Source organism: Microbacterium sp. LWO13-1.2 (assembly GCF_038397725.1).
In the GTDB taxonomy this organism is placed as follows: Bacteria; Actinomycetota; Actinomycetes; order Actinomycetales; family Microbacteriaceae; genus Microbacterium.
The window spans coordinates 339,778-364,736 of record NZ_CP151634.1; the positions used below are offsets into that span (position 1 = coordinate 339,778).

A 24,959-nucleotide genomic window follows, 5' to 3' on the forward strand; every position below is an offset into this window, starting at 1 on the left:
ACGTCAGGCGGACGGGTTGGTCAGGACGAGATGCCCGACGGCGGTGTTCGACGCCGGCACGTGGTAGAACCGGTGGTTCGTCTCGGGCGTTCCGCCGCCGAACTGGTCGTCCATGGCGCCGCGGGCGATGAGCCAGTCGACGAGTTCGATGCCCTCGGACCCGGCCTCGTCGACGTACTCCATGTGATCCCACTCGGTCAGCCCCAGCGGGTCCTCGATGAGATGGTCGAGGAAGGCGTTGTCCCATTCCTCGTTGATCAGACCGGCTCGCGGACCTTGCAGCTGGTGGCTCATGCCACCGGTGCCCCAGATCTGGACGTTGAGTTGCTCGCCGTCCCATTTGTCGAGGGCGCGCCGGAGGGCACGTCCGAGCTCGTAGCAGCGGCGGCCGGACGGCACCGGGTACTGCACCACGTTCACGGCCAGCGGGATGACACGCACGGGCCACTCCTCGACATCGCCGTAGACGAGCGACAGGGGCACGGTGAGGCCGTGGTCGACGACCATCTCGTTGACGAGGGTGAGGTCGAAGTCGTCCTGGATCACGGACTGGGCGATGTGAGCGGCGAGCTCGGGGTACCCCTTGACGTCGGGGACCGGCCGCGGGCCGTAGCCCTCGTCGGCGATCGGGTAGTGCGCACCGGTGCCGAGCACGAACGTCGGGATGATCGAGGCGTCGAACGCGGTGGCGTGGTCGTTGTAGACGAGGATGACCACATCCGGCTTGTTCTCCTTCGCCCAGCTGCGCGTCCATTCGTAGCCGTCGAACACTTTCTTCCAGTACGGTTCCTCGGTCTTGCCCAGATCCATCGCTGCGCCGATCGCGGGCACATGGGACGTGAACAGGGCGGAGGTGTACCTCGCCGGGGGGTTCGGTCGCATCGTGTCGGCTTTCTCGCCCTGCGCGGGCGGTGCCCAGCCGTCGAGGTCCTTGAGGCGGTTCCCCTCGGGGCGGCGCCCTCCGCCGACCATCATGTCGCGGTACGCGGCCTCGCTCATCCCGGTCATCGAGCCGGCCATCTGTTGGAAGCTCAGCCCGTGGGTCGCGCCGATCTTGCTGAGGAAGTAGATGTTGCCCCCCTCTTCGATGCAGGTGTTCAGATCGAAGTCGAGCACGGCCTGTCGCTGGCGGGGGTTGAGCGGCCACTCGTCGAGATAGGCCTCGCGGTCCGCGAGATAGCGCTCGCGGTTCTCGGGCTTCATCAGCGACATCGAGAACTGGTTGAGGTGGTAGCCCTTGCGCGCCTGTTCGGCGTCGTAGATTGTCGTGCCGGGAACGTCCTTGTAAGGCTTGTCGAGTGCCATGTCATGCTCCTTCTTGCCAATAGAGGCGGCGCGGATTGTCCACGAGCAGCTTCTGCTGCAGGTCCGGCGTCGTCGCGATCTGCGGGATGTAGTCGACCAGCAGCCCGTCGTCGGGCATGTGGTCCTTGAGGTTGGGGTGGGGCCAGTCCGTTCCCCACAGCACGCGGTCGGGGAACTCCTCGACCACGCGGCGGGCGAAGGGCACGACATCGGTATAGGCATGCTGCTCGCCGTCGATCGCGCGCGGACCGGTCGCGCTGAGGCGCTCGGGGCACGAGACCTTTGTCCACACGTTGGGGTTCTCACGCATGAACCGCAGGAAGAGCTCGAACTCCGGGCCGTTCGGATCCCTCGTAACGTCGGGCCGGCCCATGTGGTCGACGACGACGTCGGTCTGGATGCGGGAGAAGAATTCGTAGAGGTCAGGGAGGTCGTCGGCCTCGAAGTAGATGACGACGTGCCATCCGAGTGGGGCGATCTTCGCGACGATCTCATGGAGGGATTCAGTCGGCACGGCGTCTACGAGCCGCTTGACGAAGTTGAACCGTACACCGCGCACGCCCGCGGCGTGCAGTTCGGCGAGCTGGGCGTCGGTGACATCGGGTCGCACGGTCGCGACACCGCGAGCGCGGCCTTCGCTGCGGCGGAGCGCGTCGACCAGGGCGCTGTTGTCCGCGCCATGACAGGTCGCCTGTACGATGACATTGCGATCGAAGCCGAGATGGTCGCGCAGGGCGAAGAGCTGATCCGCCGAGGCGTCGCAGGGCGTGTACTTGCGCTCCGGCGCGTAGGGGAACTCCGCGCCGGGTCCGAAGACGTGGCAGTGCGCGTCGACCGCGCCTGCGGGCAACCGGAAGGTCGGCGTCGTCGGGCCGTCGTACCAGTCGAGCCAGCCGTCTGTCTTGGTGAATCCGCCGGTGGTGTCGCCATGCGCCATGGTCAGTTCTCCACGTATTCCAGGCCCGCAGCGGCCAGCGGTTCGCGCATGCCGTAGAGGTCGAGGCCGAGCACGCCCTCACGGAACCTCTGCCGCTTCGATTCCTCGGCGTCCTCGCGCTTGCGGCTGGCATCCGCGACGGCGCCGACGAGATTGCGCGGCACGACGACGACTCCGTCGACGTCGGCGACGACGACGTCTCCCGGGTTGACGAGCGCGTTCGCGGCGACGACCGGCACGTTCACCGAGCCGAGCGTGGCCTTCACCGTCCCCTTGGAGTTGATGGCGCGGGAGAAGACCGGGAAGTCCATCCTCTCGAGGTCGGCGACGTCGCGGACGCCGCCGTCGATCACGAGCCCCTTGCAGCCGCGGGCGGTGAGCGAAGTGGCGAGCAGTTCTCCGAAGAAGCCGTCCTCGCTCTCCGTCGTGCAACCGGCGACGAGGACGTCGCCGGTCTGGACCTGCTCGGCCGCGACGTGGAACATCCAGTTGTCGCCGGGCTGCAGCAGCACCGTGACCGCCGGGCCGCACAGTCGCGCCCCGTTGTAGGCCGGACGGATGTACGGACGCATGAGGCCGACGCGTCCCATCGCCTCGTGGATCGTGGCGACGCCGAATTGCGAAAGGCGGGCCACGTCGTCGGGGTCGGGACGCTGGATGTTGGTGTGGACGATGCCGAGATCGTTCAGTCGCATGGTGTGATCCTCATTCAGAGCCCGCGGGCGGTCAGAGCGCGATCGAGACGCGGATAGATGCGGCGGGCGTTGCCCTCGAAGACCTGGCCCCGCGCGGCATCCGACAGATTGGGAGTGGCGTCGACGTAACGCTTCGTGTCGTCGAAGTGATGACCGGTGCGCGGGTCGATGTCACGGACCGCGCCGATCATCTCGCTCGCGAACAGGATGTTGTCGGTCGGGATGACGTCGGTCAACAGGTCGATGCCCGGCTGGTGATAGACGCACGTGTCGAAGAAGACGTTGCCCAGCAGGTGCTCCTCGAGGTCTGGCTTGCCGAGCGCCATGGCGAGGCCGCGGAACCGCCCCCAATGGTACGGCACGGCGCCGCCGCCGTGCGGGATGACGAGTTTGAGGTCGGGGAAGTCGGTGAACAGATCGCCCTTGAGCAGCTGCATGAACGCCGTGGTGTCGGCGCCCAGGTAGTGATCGCCGGTGGTGTGGAACACATCGGGGCGGCAGGTCGTGCTGACGTGCACCATCGCCGGGATCTCGTACTCGACGAGCTTCTCGTAGACCGGGTACCAGGAGCGATCGGTGAGCGCGGGGGCGGACCACCGGCCACCCGATGGGTCGGGGTTGAGGTTGACGGTCACCGCGCCGAGCTCCTCGACGGCTCTGATCAGTTCAGGGACGATCGTCCCTGGGTCGACCCCCGGCGATTGCGGCAGCATGGCACCGGGGAGGAATCGATCGGGGAACAGCCCGCTCACCCGCGCGACGAGGTCGTTGCAGATGCGGGCCCAGGTCTCGCTGACCGCGTGGTCTCCGATGTGGTGGGCCATGAAAGAGGCGCGAGGACTGAAGACAGTGATGTCGCTGCCGCGTTCGTCCATCAAGCGGAGCTGATTGGCTTCGATCGTCTCGCGGATGTCGTCGTCGCTGATGCGGAGGGCGGCTGGATCCGGTGCCCCGCCAGCACCCTCCGCGAAGGCGATCTGGAGGTCGCGCCAAGCGCCAAGCGGCGCGGGCGCCGTGGTGTAGTGGCCATGGATGTCGATGATCAACGCGTGTCGTCCTTGTCACTCGGATGCTGTCGGTCCCGACTCTAGGTCGCGCGCCGTATATAGTCCAATAGATACAAACGACATCACTCATAGATAGGGTCTATGTGTGCCGATCACGGATCTGAACCAATTGCGCACGTTCGTCGTGCTCTACGAGCTGCGGAGCGTGACCGCGGCGGCGGAACAGTTGCACGTGACGCAGCCGACCGTCAGCTACACCCTGCGGCGCCTGCGCGAGAAGTTCGGCGATGTGCTGTTCCGACGCGAAGGCAACGACATGGTGCCGACGGCGAGGGCCACGCAGCTGTTCGGCCCTCTGCACGAGGCCCTCGCGCAGATCGATCAGACTGTGAGCGACCCTGATGCCTTCGAGCCGGCCCGATTCACCGGCGAGCTCTCGCTCGGTCTCACCTCGATCGGTGAACAGACGTTTCTGCCCCCGATCATGGCCGCGCTCGCCCGCGCGGGATCGAGCCCGCATCTGCAGGTCGTGCGGTTGGATTCGGATCAGGTCGAGGACGGGCTGATCCGCGGCACGATCGACCTGGCGATGACCGTGTCGATGATCGGCAGCGCGCGGTTGTGGCGCACGCACGTGCGCGCGGTCGAGTATGTCGCGCTGACCTCCGGGCAGCACCCGCTCCCTGCGACCGGACCCGAGATGTTCGCAGATCGGCGCTTCGTGCGCGTCTCGGTCCGCGGCGGTCACGTGTTCCCGCTGCAGGCGCTGACAGAGCACGGGCTGATGCCACAGGTCGCACTGACCGTCGAGGAGTACGCCACCGTGCCGGCGGTACTCGAGGCCACCGACCTGGTCGTGCTGTTGCCGCGGCACGTCGCCGAGGTGTTCAGCGGGTGGTTCCCCGGCCTCCAGATCGCTGAACTTCCCTGGCCGGGCCAGAGCACGCCGGTCTCGCTGTACACCCGCCGCGAAGCCAGCCTGTCAGCTGCTCAGAGGTGGTTCCGAGCCGCCGTACTGAACGCCGTCGCCACCGGCGAGTAGGCTCCGGGGCCATCGGACTAACGCTTCTTGCGGTCCCAGCTCGCCTTCGCCGGGGTGAGCGGGCTCCGCACGTGAATCGACCAGTTCGAGTGCGGGTGCACCGACAGGATCGCTCGCTCGTACCAGTTGATCGCTTCCTCGGAAAGGTATGGGATGACCGCATTCCTATCGACGTCGTCCTCCGAGCGCGGCCGAAGCGCCTTCCACACGAGCTGCACCTCCGGGACCCCGGTCGGGACGCGGTCAATCTGTATGACCGCACGCTCCCAGGGCAGGCGCAATCGCGGATCTCGCTTGTACACCCAGGAGTCGCGCGTGCCGTCCTCGACATTGATCTGCAACACCCACGCGTCCTTTTCGTCATCTCGGATCAGCACCGGCTGCAGGTCAACATCCGTCGGCGCATCGACGAACGGCACCATCGCGCCGAGGGCGCCAGCGGGTTGAACCCATGCGCTGAGTGTCGAGGGGAGTTCAGCGACGACCTGCGCGAGATCTCCCGCGACGACACTCACGTCGATGTTGCTGCGCTCACGAATCGGTCGCCCCAGCCATCGGTCGAGTGCTACTCCTCCGGAAAGCCACCACCGAACCGAGAGCGATGCGAAGAGGTCGGCCACCGACGATGTGTCTAGTGGTACCCATCGAAGATCGGGGCTCGACGCATAGAGGGACATGGCTCGAGGCTACCGCTCTCCAATCACCAGCATGCAGGACGTCGCGGACCGGGTCGTGAGAAGGTGACTCCATGGCGAACTCTCGCTCGGGCGACTCCATGACCTCACGCATCGTGCGTGTCCTCGACTCCTTTACCGGAGAACGTACGGTGCAGACGGCGACGCAGATCGCTCGACGCACTGGCATGCCGCAGTCGAGCGCTCACCGGATCGTCAACGACCTGGTCGAGGCCGGCCTGCTCGAGCGCGACGACGAGAATCGCATTCGCCTCGGTATGCGACTGTGGGAGCTCGCCCTGCGCGGGTCGCGAGCACTACGCCTCCGCCAGGCCGCCCTGCCCCACATGGAAGCAGTGCAGGCGCAGATACGCCAGCACACCCAGCTCGCGGTACTCGAACATGACGAAGCCCTGTTTCTCGAACGCCTTTCGGATCCGGATTCGGGGGCGAACGTCACCCGAATCGCCGGGCGCCTCCCCGTGCACGCTTCCTCCGCCGGCTTGGTGCTGCTCGCGCACGCGGATCCGGCCGTCCGCGAGCGCGTGCTCGCGGCGCCTCTGCGCTCGCTCTCGCCGGAGACGATCACCGATGCGGAGGCCCTGCGCAAACTTCTCACCTCGATCCGCCGTCGCGGTCATGTCGTGGCCCCGGGCTCCATCGAGGTGATCTCGACCGGCGTTGCCATCCCCGTTCGGGATCACGAAGAAGTCGTCGCCGCCCTCTCGGTCGTGCTCCCCCGGGCCTCTCCGACCGAGCCAGCCGTTCTCGCACTCCTGGCCGCCGCCAAATCGATCGAAAGAGATCTTCAGAACTCCCATTGAATGGGAGAATACCGATCGATGCAGGTTCCCGCGTGCACACTGATGAACGACGCGCCCAGTGAAGCGCGGTTCATCGTCGAAGGAGACACCGTGAGCACTTTGGTTCGCACTCAGGTCGCGATCGTCGGAGCCGGTCCTGCCGGCCTGATCCTCTCGCATCTGCTCGCAGAGGCCGGCATCGAATCGGTTGTGATCGACCAACGCACGCGGACGGAGATCGAGTCGACCATTCGCGCAGGCATCCTCGAGCAGGGCACGGCGGACCTGTTGCGGACGATCGATCCGAACACGCGTGTGGACACGGTCGGCGACCGCCACGATGGCATCGAACTGCATTTCGGTGGGGAAGGCCATCGGATCGATTTCCCGGGCCTGGTCGGCCGAAGCGTCTGGCTCTATCCGCAGCACGAGGTCCTGAAGGACCTCCTCTCGCTCCGGCTTGCCGCCGGGCAAGACCTTCGATTCGGCGTCATCGCGACACGCGTCGAGGGTGTGGAGACGAACAAGCCCCGGGTTGTCGCCTCCACTGCTGACGGTGACGAGCTCGTGATCGAAGCGGACTTCGTCGTCGGCGCCGACGGCTCACGCAGTGTCGTGCGCCCCGCGATCGCGGGTGCATCATCCGGAGGCTACTTCCGCGAGTATCCCTTCGCGTGGTTCGGAATCCTCTGCGAGGCCCCGCCGAGCTCTGACGAGCTCATCTACAGCAGCTCGCCGCATGGCTTCGCCTTGATCAGCCAGCGCAGCACCAAGATCCAGCGGATGTACTTCCAGTGCGAGCCCGACGCCGACCCGAGCGCTCTGACGGAAGAAGAGATCTGGAGCACGCTGCAGGCGAGAGTTCCGGGGACGACTCTCCGCACCGGTCCTGTCGTGCAGCGAGACGTGTTGCGATTCCGCAGTTTCGTCGCGCGAAAGCTGCGACACGGACGCGCCGTTCTCGTCGGCGATGCGGCGCACACCGTTCCCCCCACTGGCGCGAAGGGGATGAATCTGGCCGTGGCTGACGTCGTCTTGCTCGGTCGCGCCCTGAAGGCCCTTCTACAGGAACGGGACACGCGACTGATCGACGCTTTCGCTGAGACCGCGCTGAACCGCATCTGGAAAGCGCAGCATTTCTCCTGGTGGATGACGAGCATGCTGCACGTCACAAGCGATGCGTCGGAGTTCGATCAGCGTCGGCAGATCGGTGAGCTGAAGTCAGTGGTCGAGTCGGAGGCAGGTCGGACCTTCTTGGCTGAGGCCTACACCGGATGGCCCATCGATGCCTGACCGTCACGCCGCTGACCCGTGGCCGGCATGACGCGATTCCAGGAGCGGGCTCGCGGATCTCAGCACTGACGTGCAGACTGACGACACGATGGAAAGGTCAAGACAATGAGAGCACTTCCAGCGATCGCCGTCACCGGATCTTCGGGGGCCGTCGGCGGATACGTCGCGGCCAACCTTGCGAGGCGCGGGATTCCCCAGCGTCTTCTTGTGCGGAATCCTGCCAGGGCACCACAGCTGCCGAACAGCTCCATACACCGGTTCAGCTATTCCCATCGAGAAGCCGCGATAGCCGGGATCGGAGAGGCTGCCGTGCTGTTCATGGTCTCCGCTTCCGAGAGCGCCGAAAGGCTCGATGAGCACCGCGCGTTCGTGGATGCAGCGGCGTCCGCGGGTGTGAAGCACGTCGTCTACACGTCGTTCGCAGCGGCGGCTGCGGATGCGACGTTCACGCTCGCCCGTGATCACCACATCACCGAGGAGTACATCAAGGAGTCCGGCATGGGCTGGACGTTCCTCCGCGATGGGTTCTACATCGACTTCATGGAAGCCCTGGTCGGCCAGGACGGCGTGATCCGTGGTCCGGCAGGTGATGGCAGGGCGGCTTTCGTCGCACGCGCAGACGTCTCGAGGGCGGCTGCCGCGGTCCTCGCCGAACCCGGGCGGCATGTTGGCCGAACATATGACCTCACGGGTCCGGCGGCGCTCACCCTGACCGAGGTCGCAGAGACTCTGTCTCGTATCCGAGGCGAAAAGGTGAGCTATCACCCCGAGACGATCGAGGAAGCCTACCGTTCCCGCGCCGCCTTCAACGCTCCTCAATGGCAGGTGGATGCCTGGGTGACGACTTACACCGCCATCGGGAGCGGTGTCATGTCCCGCGTGAGCCCAGACATCGAAAAGCTCACCGGCCTCGCCCCGATCAGTCTTGAGACATATCTGCGTGAGATGGAGTCAGAGCGGCCGTCCGAATGACCGGTAGCTCGTGGTGAAGACAGTCAGGATCAGTCATGGAACGAGTCAGAACGCCCAGCATCAGTGAGTGGCAGGAGCTGAGCTGCAACACATTCGTGCCCGTCCGGTGTCGCACCGATGACCCGAGTGAGTTCAGTGCCTCACTCCGCAGCGTCCGGTTGGACAAACGGATCGACCTGAGCGAGATCACCTCGAGCAGCCTCCGTGTGGAACGACGAGCAGACGAGGCACGGGCGTACAGAGGTGATGAGATCCTCTTCATGATCCAGTTGGAGTCTCGCAGCGCGGTTTCTCAGGCTGGCCGCACCGCCTATCTGATGCCCGGATCGGCCGTCCTCTACGACCCACGCACCCCCTACGTTCTCGACTTTGCCGACACTGCGCAGGCCCTTCTGGTCTTCAGTGTCAGCCGTCGCGCACTGGGGGTCGCCGATCACCGGATCGGTCACATGACCGCAAGACCGATCCATCGGTCGACTCCGGGCTTGAGCTCACTGGTCGGTCTTGCAAGAGGTGCCTTCAATGAAGAGAGTCCGCCGGGCGGGCTCGCTTCCACTTTCGAGCACCTCATCTTTCTCAGCGCGGGGTACGCAGAGGGCACGGCATACAGGAGCGAGATAGGTCGGATCCGCGAGGAAGCGATGAGGTTCATCAGGGCGAATCTCTCGGACGAGTCGCTCAGCGTCGCTCACGTCGCCGCCGCACTCCACGTGTCGCAACGCAGGCTGTACAGCGCTTTCGAGCACTTCCGGGAGTCGCCGGCGAAACGGATGCGCGAAGAACGGATCGGTCAAGCGCGAAGGCTCTTACGAGAGACATCAATGAGCGTGGCTGAGGTCGGCGCAGCTTGCGGCTACCGGGACCCATCCGTCTTCAGTCGCGCGTTTTCGCGTCATGAGGGGTGCCCGCCGCGCGCTTACCGCGTGCCGGTGTCGTGATCCACCGCCCGACGATCGAGGCAGAAAGAGTCAAGTAGTCGGCAGAGCATGCCAATTGGCCAGGGACCACGCCGGATACCGTCATGCACATTCCCTCCCGAAAGGAAGAATCATGACAATTCATCGTGTTGCTGCCGTGCAGGCTGAACCAGTGTGGCTCGAGGTCGAGGCATCCACGGAGAAGACGATAGCTCTGATCGAACAGGCCGCCGCCGGCGGAGCGGAGCTCGTGGCGTTCCCAGAGACGTGGATCCCCGGTTACCCGGTCTTCCTCTGGTCGTATCCGGTCCACGAGCAGTTCCCGTTCATCGCGCGATATCGCGCGAACTCGCCAACCGCCGACGGTGCGCATCTGTCTCGAATCCGCGACGCAGCGGCCCGCAACGACATCACGGTCGTCGTCGGATTCTCCGAGAAATCAGGAGGATCCCTCTACATGGCGCAGCAGATCATCGGCCCGGACGGAGAAGTCATCCAGCACCGCCGAAAGCTCAAGCCGACCCATGCCGAACGGACCCTCTTCGGCGAAAGCGACGGAAGCGGTCTCAAAGTCGTGGACAGCACGGTCGGCCGGCTCGGCGCGCTGAACTGTTTCGAGCACCTTCAGCCCTTGAGCAAGTTCGTCTACTACTCGCAGAACGAGCAAGTACACGTCGCCGGGTGGCCCTGCATCGGCATCCAGGGCGATGCACCAATGCTCGGCGCCGAGGCGCTCATCGCCATCTCGAAGACCTACGCCCTCGAAGGCAGTACGTTCGTGCTCATGGCGTCACAGATCATGTCCGACGAGGGCGCCATGCAGTTCCCCACTAAGGACGGGCAGCCCACCCAGATCTATACGGGCGGAGGCGGGATCGCCCGAATCATCGGACCGGACTCCTCGGATTGGGCAACCCCTCTCGACCCCACAGAAGAGGGCCTCATTTTCGCCGATATCGACCTCGCGGCCATCGAGTTGGCGAAGGCCTTCGTGGACCCAGCCGGACACTACGCACGACCCGACGTCACTCGCCTGCTCGTCGACCACTCTCCGCGCAACGCCGTCGCGTCGATGCGGGCGGAGCCAGAGCAACACCGGCACGCTCAGGGCGACGCGACGCACGACGCGCCCGCAGACGTCGAGGAATGAACTTCGGCGACAGAACCGCAACTTCGCTCCCACGGCTCTGTCGCCGCCGGTCGTGACATCTCACGGCCGGCGGCGACGGAGCCGTTGGTGGGACCAGGAACCCCCTGCTCTCAGAACGGGTAGCGGGCGATGTCGGCCTGCACTGTGATCCACTGCGTCTCGGTGAACGCCTCGATGTTCGCCTCGTGCCCCCCGAACCGGGCTCCCGTCCCGGACGCGCCGACCCCTCCGAAGGGCGCCACGGCCTCGTCGTCCACGGTCTGGTCGTTGATGTGGATGATCCCTGACGGGATGCGATCGCTCAACTCGAACGCCCGGTACGCGTCGTTCGACAGAATCCCCAGCGACAGGCCGTAGTCCGTTGCCGTGGCGATCTCGATCAGCTCGTCGATGCTCGAGAAGCGCGTCACCGGGGCGACCGGTCCGAAGATCTCCTCCGCGAAGGCACGATGATCCGGAGTCACATCGGCGAGCACCGTCGCATCGTAGAAGAGGTCGCGATGGCTGCCTCCGGCCGTCAGCGTTGCGCCCGCCTTGACCGTGTCGTGGACGATGGAGTCGATCTTCGACAGTTGATTCGCGTCGATGATGGGCCCGAGCGGTGCGCCGTCCAGGGGATTGCCGACCGGGATGTTCTTCGCCTTGGTGGACAGGCGTTCGACGTACTCGTCGTAGATCCGCTCGTGCACGAGGTGGCGTCCCGTCGTCATGCAGATCTGCCCCTGGTGCAGGAAGGACCCCCATGCGCCTGCAGAGGCCGCAGCCTCGACGTCGACGTCATCGAGGACGACGAGCGCGTTATTTCCGCCGAGTTCAAGATGTGCCCGCTTGAGAAGGCGTCCGGCCCGCTCACCGACCGCGCGCCCTGCCTGTGTCGAGCCCGTAAAGGAGATCACCCGAACGGAGGGCTCTTCGACGAGAGCACTGCCGACCTCAGCACCCCCGGGAAGCACATGGAAGAGGCCTTCCGGCAGCCCTGCGGCTTCCAGAACAGCCGCGAAGAAGAGTCCGCCGGCAACGCTCGTGCGCGGGTCCGGCTTCAGGATGACCGCGTTTCCCAGCGCCAACGCCGGCGCCACGGAGCGAGCGGTGAGGATGCCGGGAAAGTTGAAGGGCGAGATGACGCCGACGGTGCCCACCGGGCGACGCCGGGCCATGCTCAGTCGAGGGCGGTTGCTCTGGAGCAACTGTCCATACGGCATCTGAGCCGTGCCTGCGGCGAAGTAGAACTCCGAGGCGACGAGACCAGCTTCGAATGCGGCCTTCCCCGGTCCCGATCCTGCCTCGCGCATGAGCCAGTCCTGCATGACGGGCGAGTTCTCCGCGAAGAGATCACCAGCCCGCCTCATGATCGCCGCCCGGTCGTCCGCCGGAACGCGCTCCCAGGTGCGCTGAGCACGCTGAGCGGAGATCGCAGCGCTGGCGACATCCTCCGCTGAGGCGACACCGTAACGGGCGATCGTCTCCCCTGTGGCCGGCTCGCGGACGGGTGCGGATTGTGCGGATACCCGCCAGCCCTCGCTGAACAGCTTTCCATCCCAGTTGGACGGCTCGAAGAACGTCATCGTCTTCCTTTCCTCTTGTGGCTTATACGGTTTTCGGTCACTGGTGAAGTTCATCGTCGACCCCGACCTGGATCACGCCGGTCGACAGATCCACGATCCCGCCGCCGCGTGAGCGCATCACCCCGACGACGAGCCCGGCGGCGGCGGCGATGACCAGAAGCCACGGCAGCAAGGTGGCCGGCCCCTCGGTGATGCCAGTCAGCAGCGGGAAATTGATCACAGCGAGCACGATCGCTCCGACGAGTCCCAGTCCACCGAGAGCGGGGGCGATGAAGTTGGACCAGGCATTCGTCCGTGAACTGCGGTGACGAAGGAAGTAGCCGATGACAGCAGCCGCGCCGGCAGCCTGAAGCACGAGCACGCCCAGCGTCCCGACTCCGACCAACCACAGGTAGATGGTGAGGAACGGATCTGCCTGCGCGATCACGAAGCCCACGAGCACAAGAGCCGTGACGACTGAGAGGACGATGCTCGCCACACTGGGGCTGCGGAATCGCGGATGTGTGTTCCCTAGACGAATCGAGAGGAAACGGGCGCGACCCAATGAGAACAGGTAACGGCTCAAGGTGTTGTGGAAGGCCAGGAGCACTGCGATCAGGCTCGTCACGACGAGCACGCGCATGATGACCGTCGACCACTCCCCGACGAACTGCGTGTTCGCGGCGAAGACGAATCCCACGGGATCGGCGATCGCCGCAGCCTGCACCTCATCAGACCCGTAGGCGAGGCCCAGCGCCCACATCGTGACGGTGTAGACCACGCCGATCACGATGATGGACGCATACGTGGCGCGGGGAATGGTGACCTTCGGCTGCTTCGCCTCCTCGCCGTAGATGACGGTCGCTTCGAAACCGACGAAGCATGCGAAGGCGAAGAGGAGCCCCGCCCCCATGTCGGGTGTGAAGACGTTCTGCAACGCGAAGGCATCGAGGTTCACGCCGCTCGCCCCGCCCGCGGCGATGACGACGACATCGAACACGATCAAGATCAGGACTTCGAGAATCATCAGGACACCGAGGATGGATGCGGAGAGGCCGATGTCGAGGTAACCGAACACGCCGATGAGGATGACCCCCAAGAACGCGATGAGCTGCCATGGGATGTCCCACCCGAACAGCGTGGCGAGAAGATCGGCGGCGAACACGGCGAATTGCCCGAAGAGGCCGATCAGCATTCCGGCGTAAGCGAGTATCGCGACGCCGGCCATCAGATATCCGGCGTGACGTCCGAGGCCCTTCCCTGCGAAGGCGGCAAAGCCCCCGGCGCTCGTGGCGAAACGGCTCATCGCCGCGAACCCCACGCCGAAGAGAAGGAGAACGGCAGCAGCGATGACGTACATGGCGGGGCCGCCGACGCCGGAGAATGCGAAGACCACTGGGCCCGCGCCGAGCACGGCGGCGAGAGGAGCCGCCGTGGCGACGACGAAGAAGACGATGGCGGGTACACCGAGCGATCCGCCGCGCAGACTGCCTGTCAAGGCAGCCTGCAGGTGTGGATCGACGCCTGGAGGGTTGGTCATCATTGGCTCTCCTCATCGGGATGGTCTGCACAGACCAGAAATGCGCATTCGGGTAGCGCGCTCTCCCATCGTCCGTTCAGCCAGGACATACGGCAACGACGCATTCACGATCGAGCGATCGGCGTACGAGATCGTCGCGCCTCGGGTTCGACCGCCGAGCGACGGCGCCAAGGCCGAAGGACGGGGCGAGGGGCGAGGCGCGGGGTGGGCGATCGTCTCAGAAGATCGAACGATCGCGAATCCCTCGTTGACCTCCGGCGCCGACGATCGGACGATGAAACAACGTGCGAGACGACCCGGCTTCCGATCCTGCTGCGGACCGTCCCATCCACCCCTGGAGATCAAATGTCTGAACTGTCCTTGGAATCGAGCCTCAAGAGGTTCTCGACGAGATTCGCCGTGTCCGCGGATCTCACGCGGGAAGGCAAAGAACTGATACCCGGCGGGTACAGCCGAAACTCGTTCAACTTCGGCCCGCACGCCGTGTTCGCAGAAAGCGGGTCGGGTGCGTACATCCAGACAGTGGACGGACACCGGCTCCTCGATCTCAACAACAACTACACCGTGAACGTGCTCGGGCACAGTCACCGGTCCGTCAACGACGCGCTCTTGGATGCGATCCCTGGAGGTTTCTCCTTCGGCAATCCGAGTTCGGCCGAGGCCGCCCTCGCCCGCATCCTGATCGACCGCATTCCCTCGGTGGAGAAGATTCAGTTCTCGTGTTCCGCGACGGAATCCTGCATGAGCGCGATCCGCGTGGCGCGCGCCTACACCGGGCGGACGAAGATCGCCAAGTTCGAAGGCGGTTACCACGGTTTCAGCGACCTGCTGCAGATCTCAGCACACCCGAACCCTGAATTGAGCGGTCCCGCCGATGCTCCGAACGCGTTGCCTGACAGCGGCGGAATTCCTGACGTCGACGTCCAGAACATCGTCGCACTCACGCAGAACGACCTCGCATCCTGCGAGCGTCTTCTGCGGGCGAACGCAGAGGACATCGCCTGTGTGATTCTCGAGTTGCAGAGCGGTGCGGGCGGACTCGTCGTTCTGGACCAGGAGTTCGTGGAGGGCCTGCGCGCACTCACGACTGAACTCGGCATGCTCCTGATCTTCGACGAGACGATCAGCCTCCGCGCCGACTACCACGGCCTTCAGGGTCTGTACGGCGTGGTCCCCGACCTCACAGTGATGGGAAAGATCATCGGAGGCGGCATGCCTCTCGGTGCCGTCGGCGGTTCTGCCGACGTGATGGAGGTGCTGGAGGATGGGCGCGTCTCGATCTCCGGCACCCATCATGGCCACCGTCTGGCGCTCATCGCGGGTGCAGCCTGCATGGAGGCCCTCGACCGTTCGGCGTTCGATCGACTCAACGGTATGGCGGCGCGGGTCATCAGCGAGATCAATGAATGGTCCGCATCACGCCACAGCCCTTTCACGATGTACGGCAGAGGCTTCTCGCACATGGCATACGGCTACATGCGAGAGGAGGGCCTCTCCATCCGCACCCACCGTGACTACTGGACGAATCTCGACGCCGAGAAGACGCAGATCATCTCGCTGGAACTCGCGAATCGCGGATTCTTCCCGGTGCATCGCGGCGAGGTGTCGCTGTCGCTTCCGATGACGGATGACGACATCACATCGTTCATCGAGACCCTCAAAGCCATCGTGGAGGAGCTCGAGGTGTGACCCCTCGGTGACGACTCCGCTCTCGTCCGCGGCTCGTATGTTCCGCCCAGGGGGATCACGCGATCGTGGCGGCGAATGAATGTGAGATCAATCGCCCGCGTCGTATCATCGGAGTGCCGGCGCAGCATGCGCCGACACTCCGCACGCGATCCTCCGGTTCTCGCGCGGACGGCGGTATGTGTTCGCGTGGAGGCAAAGGTGGAACTGCGACAGCTGAGGTACTTCGCACGCGTTGCGGATACGCTGCACTTCGGTCGCGCCGCCGACAAGGAGTTCGTCGCACAATCGGTGATCAGCGCTCAGATCGCCAATCTGGAGAAGGAACTCGGATTCCGCCTGTTCGACAGGAACAGTCACCGGGTGTCACTGACCCCTGCGGGCGAGGTCTTCCTCGTCGACGTCGAACACACGCTGACAGTACTCGGCCTCGCCGTCGATCAGGCGCGGGACGTCGCCGCGGGACGCACGAAGAAGCTCCGTGTCGGCGTGTTCGGCGAGGGCGCTGGACCGCTCACGCATCTGATCCTCTCCGCCTTTCGCGCCGCCGAGCCCGACGCCGACCTCCACTATGTCGAACTCACGATGACGAATCAGCTCAGCGCTCTCGCGGACGGTGAAGTGGACGTCGCATTGCTCCGCCTGCCGGTGTCAGATGAACGGTTCACCGTGGAGCCCCTGTTCGCCGAGCCGCGCGTGGCCGTGGTGCCGGCCGGCGACGAACTCGCGGCGGCAGATTCTCTCGTCGTGGGCGACCTTCTGGACCGCCCGTTCGCTGTGGCCGCCGCCGGGACACCCTCCGCATGGCGATCGTACTGGTCGTTCGATGCGCAACGCGGCGAACGAAGTCGAGTGGGCGGCGAAGTGCGCTCCATCCTTGAGAGCCTGGCGACTGTCGCCTACGGCAATGCCGTCGACACCTTCCCCTCGACCGCTGCAGTGCTCTTCCCGCATCCCGGGGTGTCCTACGTGCCGCTCCGGGATGCGGAACCATCCAGCCTGGCCCTCGTTTCTGACGCGCGTCCGTCCTCCGAGGATCTCATCAACCGTTTTCGTGAGGTCGCGGCCAACATCGTGGACCACTACCTGCACCTGGTCCCCGGCGCGGTGCGGCTCGGACCTGACGGATCAGCGGCATCCGAGGAGTGAGGATCAGTCGGCGAGGTCGCCGGTCCGGAGCCCGCGTCGACCGGAGTCGGCGCCTTGAGCGGACTGCGCCTCAGATACTCACGGGATCGGCACTGAGCTGCATCATGTGGTCGTAACGGTCGTAGTGTGCGCGCTTCTCGATGAACTTGCCGTCCCGGACGGTGAAGAGATTGAGCATGGTCATGTGCAGCCGTCGACCCGAGGGCGCGATGCCGTAGAACTCTTGCGTCTGCGGTCCCTCGAAATCGACGTACGCGGCCACCCTCTCACCCTCCGCGATCGTATCGACCTTCATCGTGAATCCTTCGAAACAGTCAAGGTGCTTCTTCTCCGCTTCGATGAATCCCCGTACGCCCGGGCGCGGAGAGTCCACTTGGCTGTAGAACACGAAGTCCTCATGACACATGGCGGCTGCAGTGTCGAAGTCACCTCGCTCGAGCGCCGCGTAGAAATCCACTACCATCTGCTTGTTCTGTTCCTTCGTCATGACGGTTCCTTCACTGTCGGGCGTTCGCTCGTTCGGATCGGACGGAGGCGATGATCAGACCGGCAACGTCACTGTGTGGCCCGGACTCGGGGCGACGATCCGCTGAGGCATGCCTTCGGCGGCGAAGAGCTCGACGAGCCCCTGCGCCGTCTGACTGAAATGTGCCCAGCCGTCGGCGTGGACCGGTACGACGATCGCAGCCGGCATGAGCTTGGCTGCCTCGACGGCCGCCTCATTGCTAAGAGTGAGGTACGCACCACCCAGCTCCTCGAACTTCGCCCCTCCTGCGAAGAGCACGGCGACGTCGATCGCGGGAAAGCGGCGAGCGATCTCGGCTACCACCTCGAGATCCGAGTTGTCACCGCTGACGTACACGGTGGGCACGCCTTCGGCCTGCAGCACGAACCCGGTGACCGGCCCGGCGTTCTGGCGCACCCCATCGGGGCCGTGGTGGGCGGGGACCCCCGTGATCGTGAGCTCACCCCCTTCGGGCAACTCGATCGCGGCCGACTTGTAGTGGTCAAGGCCGACGGCACCGCCGCCGAGACGACCCGAGCCGACATCCGTCGTGAATACGTTCTCGATGCCTTGCAGGAGGACGCGTCCGGACTCGTCGAGATTGTCGATGTGCTGGTCGTGAGACACCAGGGCGATATCGATCCTGCCTATCTCATCGACGGGGATAGCAGGTCCCTCCGTCTTCGTGATGCCCCGAGTACCCTCAGTGCCCGGGCCCGTGAAGGTCCGCGGCTCGTCGAATGTCGGGTCGATGATGATGCGAAGGCCAGCGAGCTCGAGAATCCCTGTGGGGCCGCCGACAAGCGTGAATGTGGTTGTCATTGTCCTAGACAATCGAGATCTCGGTCCGCCGCGCCAGTACAAGATCTGGACCACGCACCCGGTTTACCGATTTGCGTCGCGGTATCGTGTACCCGACCTCGAACGACGCGGCACGTCCGCGAATACCCTCGGAGGTGGCCATGTTGCACAGCGACGAGACTGAGGAAGCGGATTTCCCGGGACCATCCCTTGACTACTGTCCCGTCTCGATAGCGGCTCGCCTGGTCGGAAACAAGTGGACATTCCTAATCGTGCGAGAGCTGCTCGCGGGGAGCATCCGATTCAACGACATCCACCGCGGCGTGCCGTCGATCTCAAGAACCCTGCTCGCGTCACGGTTGCGGGATATGACCCGCGACGGGCTCGTCACGAGACTTGACGCGGACTCTCCTAACGGTGTCGGCTATCGACTCACACCCGCGGCTGTCGCTCTCGAACCCGTGATCATAGCCCTGGGAAACTGGGCCATCGATTGGCGACTCCCACAGACCGCGATCGCTGACATGGAGACCGTTAAAGAGGATCCTTCAGCTGCGCTGTGGCACATGTTCCGTTCGATCGACCTCACTGCGCTTCCTGAGGGAGGCCTCTCGATGGAGTTCAGATTCCCGGAATCCGAACCGTCGTGCGGTTGGATGGCATTCGACTCCCACAACCGCGGTTCTGTATGTCTCGGGCCTCCTCAGGTTCCCGCCGATCTCGTGGTGATTGCAAACCCTGGCGTTCTGTATCAACTCGCCTACGGCTACGTCTCCTGCGAGCATGCGCTGAGCACCGGTCAGATCTCTCTTGAAGGGGATGTCGCTCTCGAAAGGAGATTCCAGAATTTCTTCTCGTTCAGCCCTTTCGCCGAACGCATCTCGGAACGCGTGCGCGGATACCGTTGATTCGTGGCCGGGTCTTACGTCCGGCGCCACCCTCTTCCTCCCTCTAGTCGGAGATCGCGTACGCCGGAACAGCGGGATTCGAAAGGAGCGGTTCCAGTGCGGCGGCGAGTGCAAGAACATGTTGATCGCCGTGACGAAGACCTTGAATGGTGACCCCCACTGGGGTCTCGTCATCGCTTCTGGGTAGCGGAACCGTCACCATGGGCGTTCCCAGCATCGTTCCCGGGCCGGTATTTCGCGTATACAGTCCGAACAACGCTTCCTGATGACCGAGATGCTCGATGCTCGCACTGGCCCCGATCAATGGCGCCGAGGTCGGAGTGGTCGGGAAGATGAGGCCGTCCAGCCTTTTCGATGCGAAGAGGTGCTCTGTCAGCCTCCGTGCATCAACGGTGTCCCGCTGAGCCGAGGCATATTGGTCAGCGGATATAGGGCTGAGAAGCTGCTGGTTGAGAAGGGCCGCGACGTCTGGACTCGCCACCCGCGCAGCCAGCGTCGTGAAGGCCGCCTCAGGATCCCGCCCCAAGGCGTCGGCTGCTGCACGAGCCAGCTCTCGTCGCGACTCCCATCCCACGATGAGAGGCTCCGCTCTTCGAGTTCGATCCAGAATCGATGCCAATGACACCTCCACCAGTTCGACAACGGAGGAAAGCCGCTCCAGCGCGGCGGCGAAGGCCAGACCAGTATGGGAGGCCAAGTCTGCGATGAGCTCGCGAGGAACACCGAGGCGCACTCGTCCGCTATGGACACCGCGGACGCTTCCAGTGACCCACGAATCGGCACGGATCGCATCGTCTACCGATGTGGTGAAAACCCCAGGGGTGTCCCGCGTCCACGAAAGGCCCACAAGCCCGGCCGTCGGCCATCTTCCGGTGCTCGGACGGAACCCGACGACGCCGCAGTGACTGGCGGGAATCGAGATCGACCCGCCTGTGTCGGTTCCCAGAGCGAAAGACACCACTCCGCTGGCGACCGCCGCGGCGCTTCCCCCGGAAGATCCTCCCGCTGAGTACGCGTTGTTCGAAGGAAGCCGGACGGCTCCGTACACGGCATTGTCGGAGGTCACCCCGAGACCGAGCTCGTGCATGTTCGTCATCCCGAGAACGACGGCACCCGCCGAACGGAACGCGGCAACGACCGGTGCATCCGAGTCTTCCGGACGCACGTCGAGGATCCGGCATCCGGCGGAGCGTGAGAAGCCGCGGACTCCGATATTCGCCTTCACCGCCAACCCGAAGGAGCTCACGGGACCGGAGCGAGTCTGTACGTCGAGCGACTCTTGATCGGCGATCTCCGTCCACATTCCGGCGACGACATCATCCACGGGCGCGGGTCGGATCACGATGAAATCTCCTCGAGCGTGCGCCCGCGAGTCCGCGGAGCGAGCAGATTGATGATCCCGCCGACGACGAGGAACGAGACAAGACCCAGCAGGGTTCCGAGTAGCGGCAGTTGCGAGAGAACTCCGACGAGCAGGAACACACCGAGGCCCCCGCCGACGTGGCCGACGCTGTCGGCCAGCGCGTAAGCCGTGGTCCGGAAACGTGTGGGGAAGCTTTCTGCAGTGAGCGCATACTGCGCTGGGACCCACACGTTCTGACCGAAGAACATGATCACAGCACCGAGGAACATCATCCAGGTCTGGTCCCCCCCGGACGCGGTGACGAGCACGCCTACGAGAGTGATGAGGCTGCCGATGAGCATCCACCACTTGCGCTCGACTCGGTCGATGACAGACCGGGCGACGATTGCGGCCGCGATGAAACCGCTCAGTCCGACAGCAGACACGATTCCGGCCTCAGCTGGCGTGAATCCCTGGCGGACGAGTACTGAGGTAAAGGCGCCGGCGAAAGAATAGATCGTGATGTAGCCAAGCAGCCATGTCGCTCCGATGACGGCGAGCCGCCAGAGGTACCGCGGGGATGTGAGCAGCTCTCGGATCGCGCTCAGCGTGCTGATCGTCGGTTCGGGGGGCGCGATGGCGATGGCATCCTCTGGGAGCAAGGGGGAACGTCGGGTGGCGATCGCTTCCATGCGCCCGATGACTCGCGCAGCCTCGCCGTGGTCGCCCCGATCGATGAGCCAGCGCGGGGATTCCGGTAGCGCCAGTCGAAGGATCAGGGAGAATGCGGCGAGGATCGCCCCCACCGCATAGACCCAACGCCACCCTGTGGTGAAGCTGTCGGAGGCGATGGCGACGGGCAGACCTTGGGGCCAGGGGGTCATCGGGGTGGTGAGGTACAGACCGAGCCAGATCCCGAGCGCCGATCCGAGAGCTGCCATGAAGAAGAGCACGCTGGTATAGCGACCGCGCATCCGACGTGGGGAGATCTCGTTGACGTAGACGTTGATGATCGCGAGGTCGGCGCCGACGCCGATGCCTGTGATCATTCGTGAGAGAGCGAAATGAGTCTCATCGATGGAGAACGTGGAGTAGAGCGATCCGAGACCGGTGATGATCATCGCGATGATGAGGAGCCGGTGGCGTCCGAAGCGGTCGGACAGCGGTCCGAGCACGAGAGCGCCAACACCGTATCCGAGAAGGCTGAGGAAGATCGGCAGTCCGATGAACTGGTCGGCCGTAGCCGGCGTGCACCCTCCGATGATCTGAGCGCACGTCTGCACGAACGAGACGTTGATATTGAAGATGTCGTACTGGACGAACAACATGCCCAGTCCGATCGTGAGCACGGAAAGACTGCTCAACCCCCAGCGAGGGAAACGGTCGATGCGGTACAGCAACGCAACCTGAGGCTGCGTGGTGCGGGGTTCGACTCGGGACATGGAGACTCCTTTGTGCTCGCGATCTTTGTCGAGAGGAGTCTTACCGGTACCAGCAACCGCCACCATCGTCATTTATGACGATGCGTCACCACGTACGTCGCGAGTGCCGCCCGGTTCGGAGCACCCGTCTTTCCAAATGCATGAGTCAGGTGAGTCCTCAGAGTCGGCAGCGATATCCCGAGCGACTGACAGATCGCACGGTCACTCAGCCCCTCGGCCACCAGCCTCGCCACTTCATGTTCGCGCGATGTCAGAGGCATGAGCGTGAGAGGCGGGTCCTCCCAGAGCCGATGCACGACGTCCCCGACCGCCTGCAGCATGCGCACGTCATCGCGAGAAAAGCTCCCCCCGCTCTGGGATCTCCAGACGCGCAGATCCAGAGATCCCACCTCGGGCTTCTTCGGAAAATAGTTCAGGCCGTGGTGCATCCCCGAGCTGTACAGGAAGTCGTGCGCAAACTCGTCGTTGATCCGGGAAGTCAGCGTGATCGCCGACGCCTTTCCCATTCGAAGCATCCGCGGCGTAAGCGTGTCGATGTGCCGGTAGTGAGTGTCGTACGCGCGAAGCCTTTCTGCACCGAGATTCACGTCAACCGGATCCGCGTACGGTCCAGAAGAATCGAGTCGGTAGGAGACGAATGAGTCCGCTCGCAGCGCGCGAAGCAACAAACGGCCGAGCGCCTCACGCCGCTCCTCAAGTCGCTCGGCGGAAACGGCGACCTCCATAATTTCCCAAGCCACGTCCATCACGACCGCCTTTTGCCGGCTCTTGGTCCCCAGTCGAACCGATCCTACTGCTCGAGCTCGCGAGGAGATAGGACGTTTGTTCGCGCAAGCGCTCGAGCACCGACGGCGAGCAGGCAACCTCGCTTGGATTGTCCGGCTTCTTGATATGTGTTCGTACGCGCGACACCGTGGGACCAGGCCCGCGTACCTCGCATATGCCGTCGACCCTCGCCGGTGACCGGGGTCCTCCCCGCGTGCCGATTGACCATCGAAGGCCGAGACCTGTCCACGAAGTCCATCCGCGGCGATGCCGCACGTGGCGGCCAGGTCTTCGAGCGTTTTGCTGCGGAGATGTCGTGGAGAATCGGAGAGGTGACACTCGGGGGCGACCGACGGCGCCGTCGTCGCCGCATCCGACACCGTCACGCTGGAGGTCGCCACCGAAGCGTCCTCCGCCCCATCGGCGACGGCACCGGCCGGCGGCCACGGCTCGCCGCCGCCCACACGGGGAAGGCCCCGCCGCAGCATTCGCTCTGCCATGTCGACCGCTACTTCTTCCGCGACTCGAGCGCGGCGATGATCTGCGGGACGATCGTGAACAGATTGCCGACGATGCCGAAATCGGCCATCTCGAAGATCGGCGCCTCCGGGTCCTTGTTGATCGCGACGATCGTCTTCGACGTCGGCATCTCCGGCGCGATGCTTGATCGCGCCGGAGATGCCAAGTGCGACATACGGCCGCGGCGACACCGAGACGCCGGTCTGCCCGACCTGGTGCGACTGCGGGATGTACCCGGCATCGACGGCCGCGCGCGAAGCGCCGACCGCCGCGCAGAGAGCGTCGGCGAGCTCCTCGACGAGCACGATCTTCTTCTTCGACGCCAGCCCGCGGCCTCCGGATACGGCTCTGGTCGCGCCACGCAGCTCGGGGCGCCACGATGCGACCTCGACCGCTTCGACCGCCCGGCCGTCCCCGAGCGCCGCGTAGTCCCACTCCGCAATCAGAACTCCCCGATCGCGAGTCCGAGCCGAAGGTACAGATCCGTCACTGCCTCGTTGTTCACCCGGTACTTGACCCACACACCCTTGCGAGATCCCCCTGCCGAACTCGGTGGATCAGCAATCACCAGCCCCGCAGCCTCGAGCTCATTCAGACGCGGCTGAATCGTCGTTGGCCCGAGCGCCAAAGCGTCGCAGATCGGGCCGACCGTGACGTCGGGGTTGCTGCGGAGGAACCGAAGGATCGCTACCTTGACGAGGTTACCGAGGAGCGCGATCGGATCCTGGGCGTCTTCTGATCCCGCCGGCTGGGCTAGTCGTGGCATGTTCCGATTCTCTCGCACTGCCCGTCGACAGGTCTAGCAAACCATCCGATTTAGACCTGTACTTCGCGACCATACTGCTATACAGTATGGCCATGTCGGCGACACGCGCGATCCAGGCGTTGGGCTCCAAGCCCACCACCTGCGGCGCGTCGACTGCGGAAGAGGTGTCCCCAGAGATCCAGGCCAAGCGTCCCGGATTGAACGCCGCTCGAAAGCCCCGGGACATGGAATGCATGAGAACCGACTGCATCCGGGTTATCCACATTCTGGCCAAAAGTCGCTACACGCTGGTTCGCCTCGTACGTAGAATTCCCGCACGGCAACCGTCGCGCGAGCCGTACCGTCCGTGCACGGTCGCCATCCTGGAGGATCAGGGGGGTCGACGATAATGGCGAGCGCACAGTCAGGGAGGCGTGGGCTGACGTGGGCAGTCATTGGCGGCTTGGTCTTGGTCGCCGGCATCGTCGCGATCGTTATCGGCTCCATGCTCACTCAGAGTCCACCGACGCCGACCGATCCAACCGGCAAGCCGACAATGCAGCCCACTCCCCCGACGAGTCCGGATGGTGAGGAGTCCGTCGATCCCACCGTCATGGACCACGGCTGGCGACCGGAGCCGATCACGACGGACCCCGAGACATACATCCGCGCCGCGCTTGAAGCAGCATCCACATTCGACACGACGAAGGGCGAGCGTGAAGCGTGGCTCGACTACCTCGACACGTGGTTCACTCCCGACACCCGATTCAACTCCGAAGCTGATCAACTCACCGCCATGACCGACTCACAAGGATTAATGCGCCAGGGAGTGGTTCTCCCCCAGCAGGAGTGGGACTCGCTCGCGAATGAGGACGGTCGGGTGGTGGCCACCAGGAATTGCGAGTAGTGGACGCGCAGATCGTTCGGGGCGTCGTAGTTCTTCGATTCGGCGAAGAACATGTGACCGTCATAGTCACCGTATTTGAGCGTTCCTCCGAGGTCGAATGAGAACGTCTGCCCTCCGTGCGGCCACGCGAAAGTCAGCTTCTCCACGGCGGGTAGGTTCGGATTTACCCAGTGTGCGTTGACTCTTGTAGTTGACTCAAGCCAACGCTTCGCGCGCTTTGCGCCGTCCGCTCCCTTGGCTTGAGCCGACTCCCCCTTGATTACGGCCATGTCCCGTACATTAGCGAAGTCTCGTCGTTCGTCTACTCATGA

Annotated in this window: 23 protein-coding genes and 1 pseudogene; 10 read left to right on the forward strand and 14 right to left on the reverse strand. The window is 64.4% G+C overall.

Features of this window, described 5'->3' with window-relative positions; translation table 11 throughout:
* Nucleotides 1–3: 3 nt before the first annotated feature.
* The 4 genes from MRBLWO13_RS01635 to MRBLWO13_RS01650 are packed head-to-tail and all read right to left on the reverse strand — an operon-like array spanning nt 4 to nt 3,983.
* Nucleotides 4–1,305: a protocatechuate 4,5-dioxygenase subunit alpha/beta gene (locus MRBLWO13_RS01635; RefSeq protein ID WP_341976025.1), complete on the reverse strand. Its 1,302-nt coding sequence runs from the start codon at nt 1,303–1,305 to the stop codon at nt 4–6.
* 1 nt (nt 1,306) lies between these two features.
* Nucleotides 1,307–2,242, reverse strand: coding sequence for an amidohydrolase family protein (locus MRBLWO13_RS01640; RefSeq protein WP_341976026.1), 936 nt, complete (start codon nt 2,240–2,242; stop codon nt 1,307–1,309).
* Nucleotides 2,243–2,244: 2 nt separating this feature from the next.
* Nucleotides 2,245–2,937: a 4-carboxy-4-hydroxy-2-oxoadipate aldolase/oxaloacetate decarboxylase gene (gene ligK, locus MRBLWO13_RS01645; RefSeq protein WP_341976027.1), complete on the reverse strand. Its 693-nt coding sequence runs from the start codon at nt 2,935–2,937 to the stop codon at nt 2,245–2,247.
* Nucleotides 2,938–2,951: 14 nt separating this feature from the next.
* Nucleotides 2,952–3,983, reverse strand: coding sequence for an amidohydrolase family protein (locus tag MRBLWO13_RS01650; RefSeq protein WP_341976028.1), 1,032 nt, complete (start codon nt 3,981–3,983; stop codon nt 2,952–2,954).
* A 106-nt stretch (nt 3,984–4,089) separates the two neighbouring features.
* Here MRBLWO13_RS01650 and MRBLWO13_RS01655 point away from each other — a divergent pair, with 106 nt between their 5' ends.
* Nucleotides 4,090–4,986: a LysR family transcriptional regulator gene (locus tag MRBLWO13_RS01655; RefSeq protein ID WP_341976029.1), complete on the forward strand. Its 897-nt coding sequence runs from the start codon at nt 4,090–4,092 to the stop codon at nt 4,984–4,986.
* Between the two features lie 17 nt (nt 4,987–5,003).
* On the opposite strand, the gene MRBLWO13_RS01660 is transcribed toward MRBLWO13_RS01655, so the two are convergent.
* Nucleotides 5,004–5,606: a hypothetical protein gene (locus MRBLWO13_RS01660; protein ID WP_341976030.1), complete on the reverse strand. Its 603-nt coding sequence runs from the start codon at nt 5,604–5,606 to the stop codon at nt 5,004–5,006.
* A gap of 128 nt (nt 5,607–5,734) precedes the next feature.
* Between MRBLWO13_RS01660 and MRBLWO13_RS01665 the strand changes: the two genes are divergently transcribed.
* From MRBLWO13_RS01665 to MRBLWO13_RS01685, 5 genes are all read left to right on the forward strand, one after another.
* Complete coding sequence (locus tag MRBLWO13_RS01665; protein ID WP_341976031.1) at nt 5,735–6,484, forward strand: IclR family transcriptional regulator; 750 nt, start codon at nt 5,735–5,737, stop codon at nt 6,482–6,484.
* 90 nt (nt 6,485–6,574) lie between these two features.
* A complete protein-coding gene (locus tag MRBLWO13_RS01670; RefSeq protein WP_341976032.1) occupies nt 6,575–7,756 on the forward strand; it encodes a 4-hydroxybenzoate 3-monooxygenase in 1,182 nt (393 codons plus the stop codon).
* 105 nt (nt 7,757–7,861) lie between these two features.
* Complete coding sequence (locus tag MRBLWO13_RS01675) at nt 7,862–8,728, forward strand: SDR family oxidoreductase (protein WP_341976033.1); 867 nt, start codon at nt 7,862–7,864, stop codon at nt 8,726–8,728.
* Between the two features lie 35 nt (nt 8,729–8,763).
* Nucleotides 8,764–9,666 (forward strand): AraC family transcriptional regulator, encoded by a 903-nt coding sequence (locus tag MRBLWO13_RS01680; RefSeq protein WP_341976034.1) that lies wholly within the window; start codon nt 8,764–8,766, stop codon nt 9,664–9,666.
* 112 nt (nt 9,667–9,778) lie between these two features.
* Nucleotides 9,779–10,795, forward strand: a complete 1,017-nt coding sequence (locus MRBLWO13_RS01685; protein WP_341976035.1) for a carbon-nitrogen hydrolase family protein — start codon at nt 9,779–9,781, stop codon at nt 10,793–10,795.
* A gap of 110 nt (nt 10,796–10,905) precedes the next feature.
* Here the strand turns inward: MRBLWO13_RS01685 and MRBLWO13_RS01690 are convergent, their stop codons facing one another.
* Nucleotides 10,906–12,360: a benzaldehyde dehydrogenase gene (locus MRBLWO13_RS01690; protein WP_341976036.1), complete on the reverse strand. Its 1,455-nt coding sequence runs from the start codon at nt 12,358–12,360 to the stop codon at nt 10,906–10,908.
* 37 nt (nt 12,361–12,397) lie between these two features.
* A complete protein-coding gene (locus MRBLWO13_RS01695) occupies nt 12,398–13,879 on the reverse strand; it encodes an APC family permease (protein ID WP_341976037.1) in 1,482 nt (493 codons plus the stop codon).
* Between the two features lie 345 nt (nt 13,880–14,224).
* Here MRBLWO13_RS01695 and MRBLWO13_RS01700 point away from each other — a divergent pair, with 345 nt between their 5' ends.
* Both MRBLWO13_RS01700 and MRBLWO13_RS01705 read left to right on the forward strand, forming a co-directional pair.
* A complete protein-coding gene (locus MRBLWO13_RS01700; RefSeq protein WP_341976038.1) occupies nt 14,225–15,568 on the forward strand; it encodes an aminotransferase class III-fold pyridoxal phosphate-dependent enzyme in 1,344 nt (447 codons plus the stop codon).
* Nucleotides 15,569–15,766: 198 nt separating this feature from the next.
* Nucleotides 15,767–16,714, forward strand: a complete 948-nt coding sequence (locus tag MRBLWO13_RS01705; RefSeq protein ID WP_341976039.1) for a LysR substrate-binding domain-containing protein — start codon at nt 15,767–15,769, stop codon at nt 16,712–16,714.
* Between the two features lie 70 nt (nt 16,715–16,784).
* On the opposite strand, the gene MRBLWO13_RS01710 is transcribed toward MRBLWO13_RS01705, so the two are convergent.
* Nucleotides 16,785–17,201 (reverse strand): ester cyclase, encoded by a 417-nt coding sequence (locus tag MRBLWO13_RS01710; protein ID WP_341976040.1) that lies wholly within the window; start codon nt 17,199–17,201, stop codon nt 16,785–16,787.
* Nucleotides 17,202–17,255: 54 nt separating this feature from the next.
* Complete coding sequence (locus tag MRBLWO13_RS01715; protein ID WP_341976042.1) at nt 17,256–18,041, reverse strand: MBL fold metallo-hydrolase; 786 nt, start codon at nt 18,039–18,041, stop codon at nt 17,256–17,258.
* Between the two features lie 140 nt (nt 18,042–18,181).
* On the opposite strand from MRBLWO13_RS01715, the gene MRBLWO13_RS01720 reads away from it, so the two are divergent.
* Entirely contained in the window at nt 18,182–18,928 is a 747-nt protein-coding gene (locus MRBLWO13_RS01720) for a winged helix-turn-helix transcriptional regulator (RefSeq protein WP_341976043.1), read from the forward strand.
* A gap of 43 nt (nt 18,929–18,971) precedes the next feature.
* On the opposite strand, the gene MRBLWO13_RS01725 is transcribed toward MRBLWO13_RS01720, so the two are convergent.
* The 5 genes and pseudogenes from MRBLWO13_RS01725 to MRBLWO13_RS01745 all read right to left on the reverse strand — a co-directional run bounded on the left by MRBLWO13_RS01725 (nt 18,972) and on the right by MRBLWO13_RS01745 (nt 23,762).
* Nucleotides 18,972–20,270, reverse strand: coding sequence for an amidase family protein (locus MRBLWO13_RS01725; protein WP_341976044.1), 1,299 nt, complete (start codon nt 20,268–20,270; stop codon nt 18,972–18,974).
* Nucleotides 20,267–21,712, reverse strand: coding sequence for an MFS transporter (locus MRBLWO13_RS01730; RefSeq protein WP_341976045.1), 1,446 nt, complete (start codon nt 21,710–21,712; stop codon nt 20,267–20,269). Before MRBLWO13_RS01730 ends, MRBLWO13_RS01725 begins: the two co-directional genes overlap by 4 nt.
* A 68-nt stretch (nt 21,713–21,780) precedes the next feature.
* Nucleotides 21,781–22,458, reverse strand: a complete 678-nt coding sequence (locus tag MRBLWO13_RS01735) for a LuxR C-terminal-related transcriptional regulator (RefSeq protein ID WP_341976047.1) — start codon at nt 22,456–22,458, stop codon at nt 21,781–21,783.
* 527 nt (nt 22,459–22,985) lie between these two features.
* Nucleotides 22,986–23,385 (reverse strand): annotated as a pseudogene (locus MRBLWO13_RS01740) (electron transfer flavoprotein subunit alpha/FixB family protein); the annotation flags it as partial.
* A 53-nt stretch (nt 23,386–23,438) separates the two neighbouring features.
* A complete protein-coding gene (locus MRBLWO13_RS01745) occupies nt 23,439–23,762 on the reverse strand; it encodes a helix-turn-helix transcriptional regulator (protein WP_341976048.1) in 324 nt (107 codons plus the stop codon).
* A 535-nt stretch (nt 23,763–24,297) separates the two neighbouring features.
* Between MRBLWO13_RS01745 and MRBLWO13_RS01750 the strand changes: the two genes are divergently transcribed.
* Nucleotides 24,298–24,648 (forward strand): hypothetical protein, encoded by a 351-nt coding sequence (locus tag MRBLWO13_RS01750; RefSeq protein ID WP_341976049.1) that lies wholly within the window; start codon nt 24,298–24,300, stop codon nt 24,646–24,648.
* Nucleotides 24,649–24,959 lie beyond the last annotated feature (311 nt).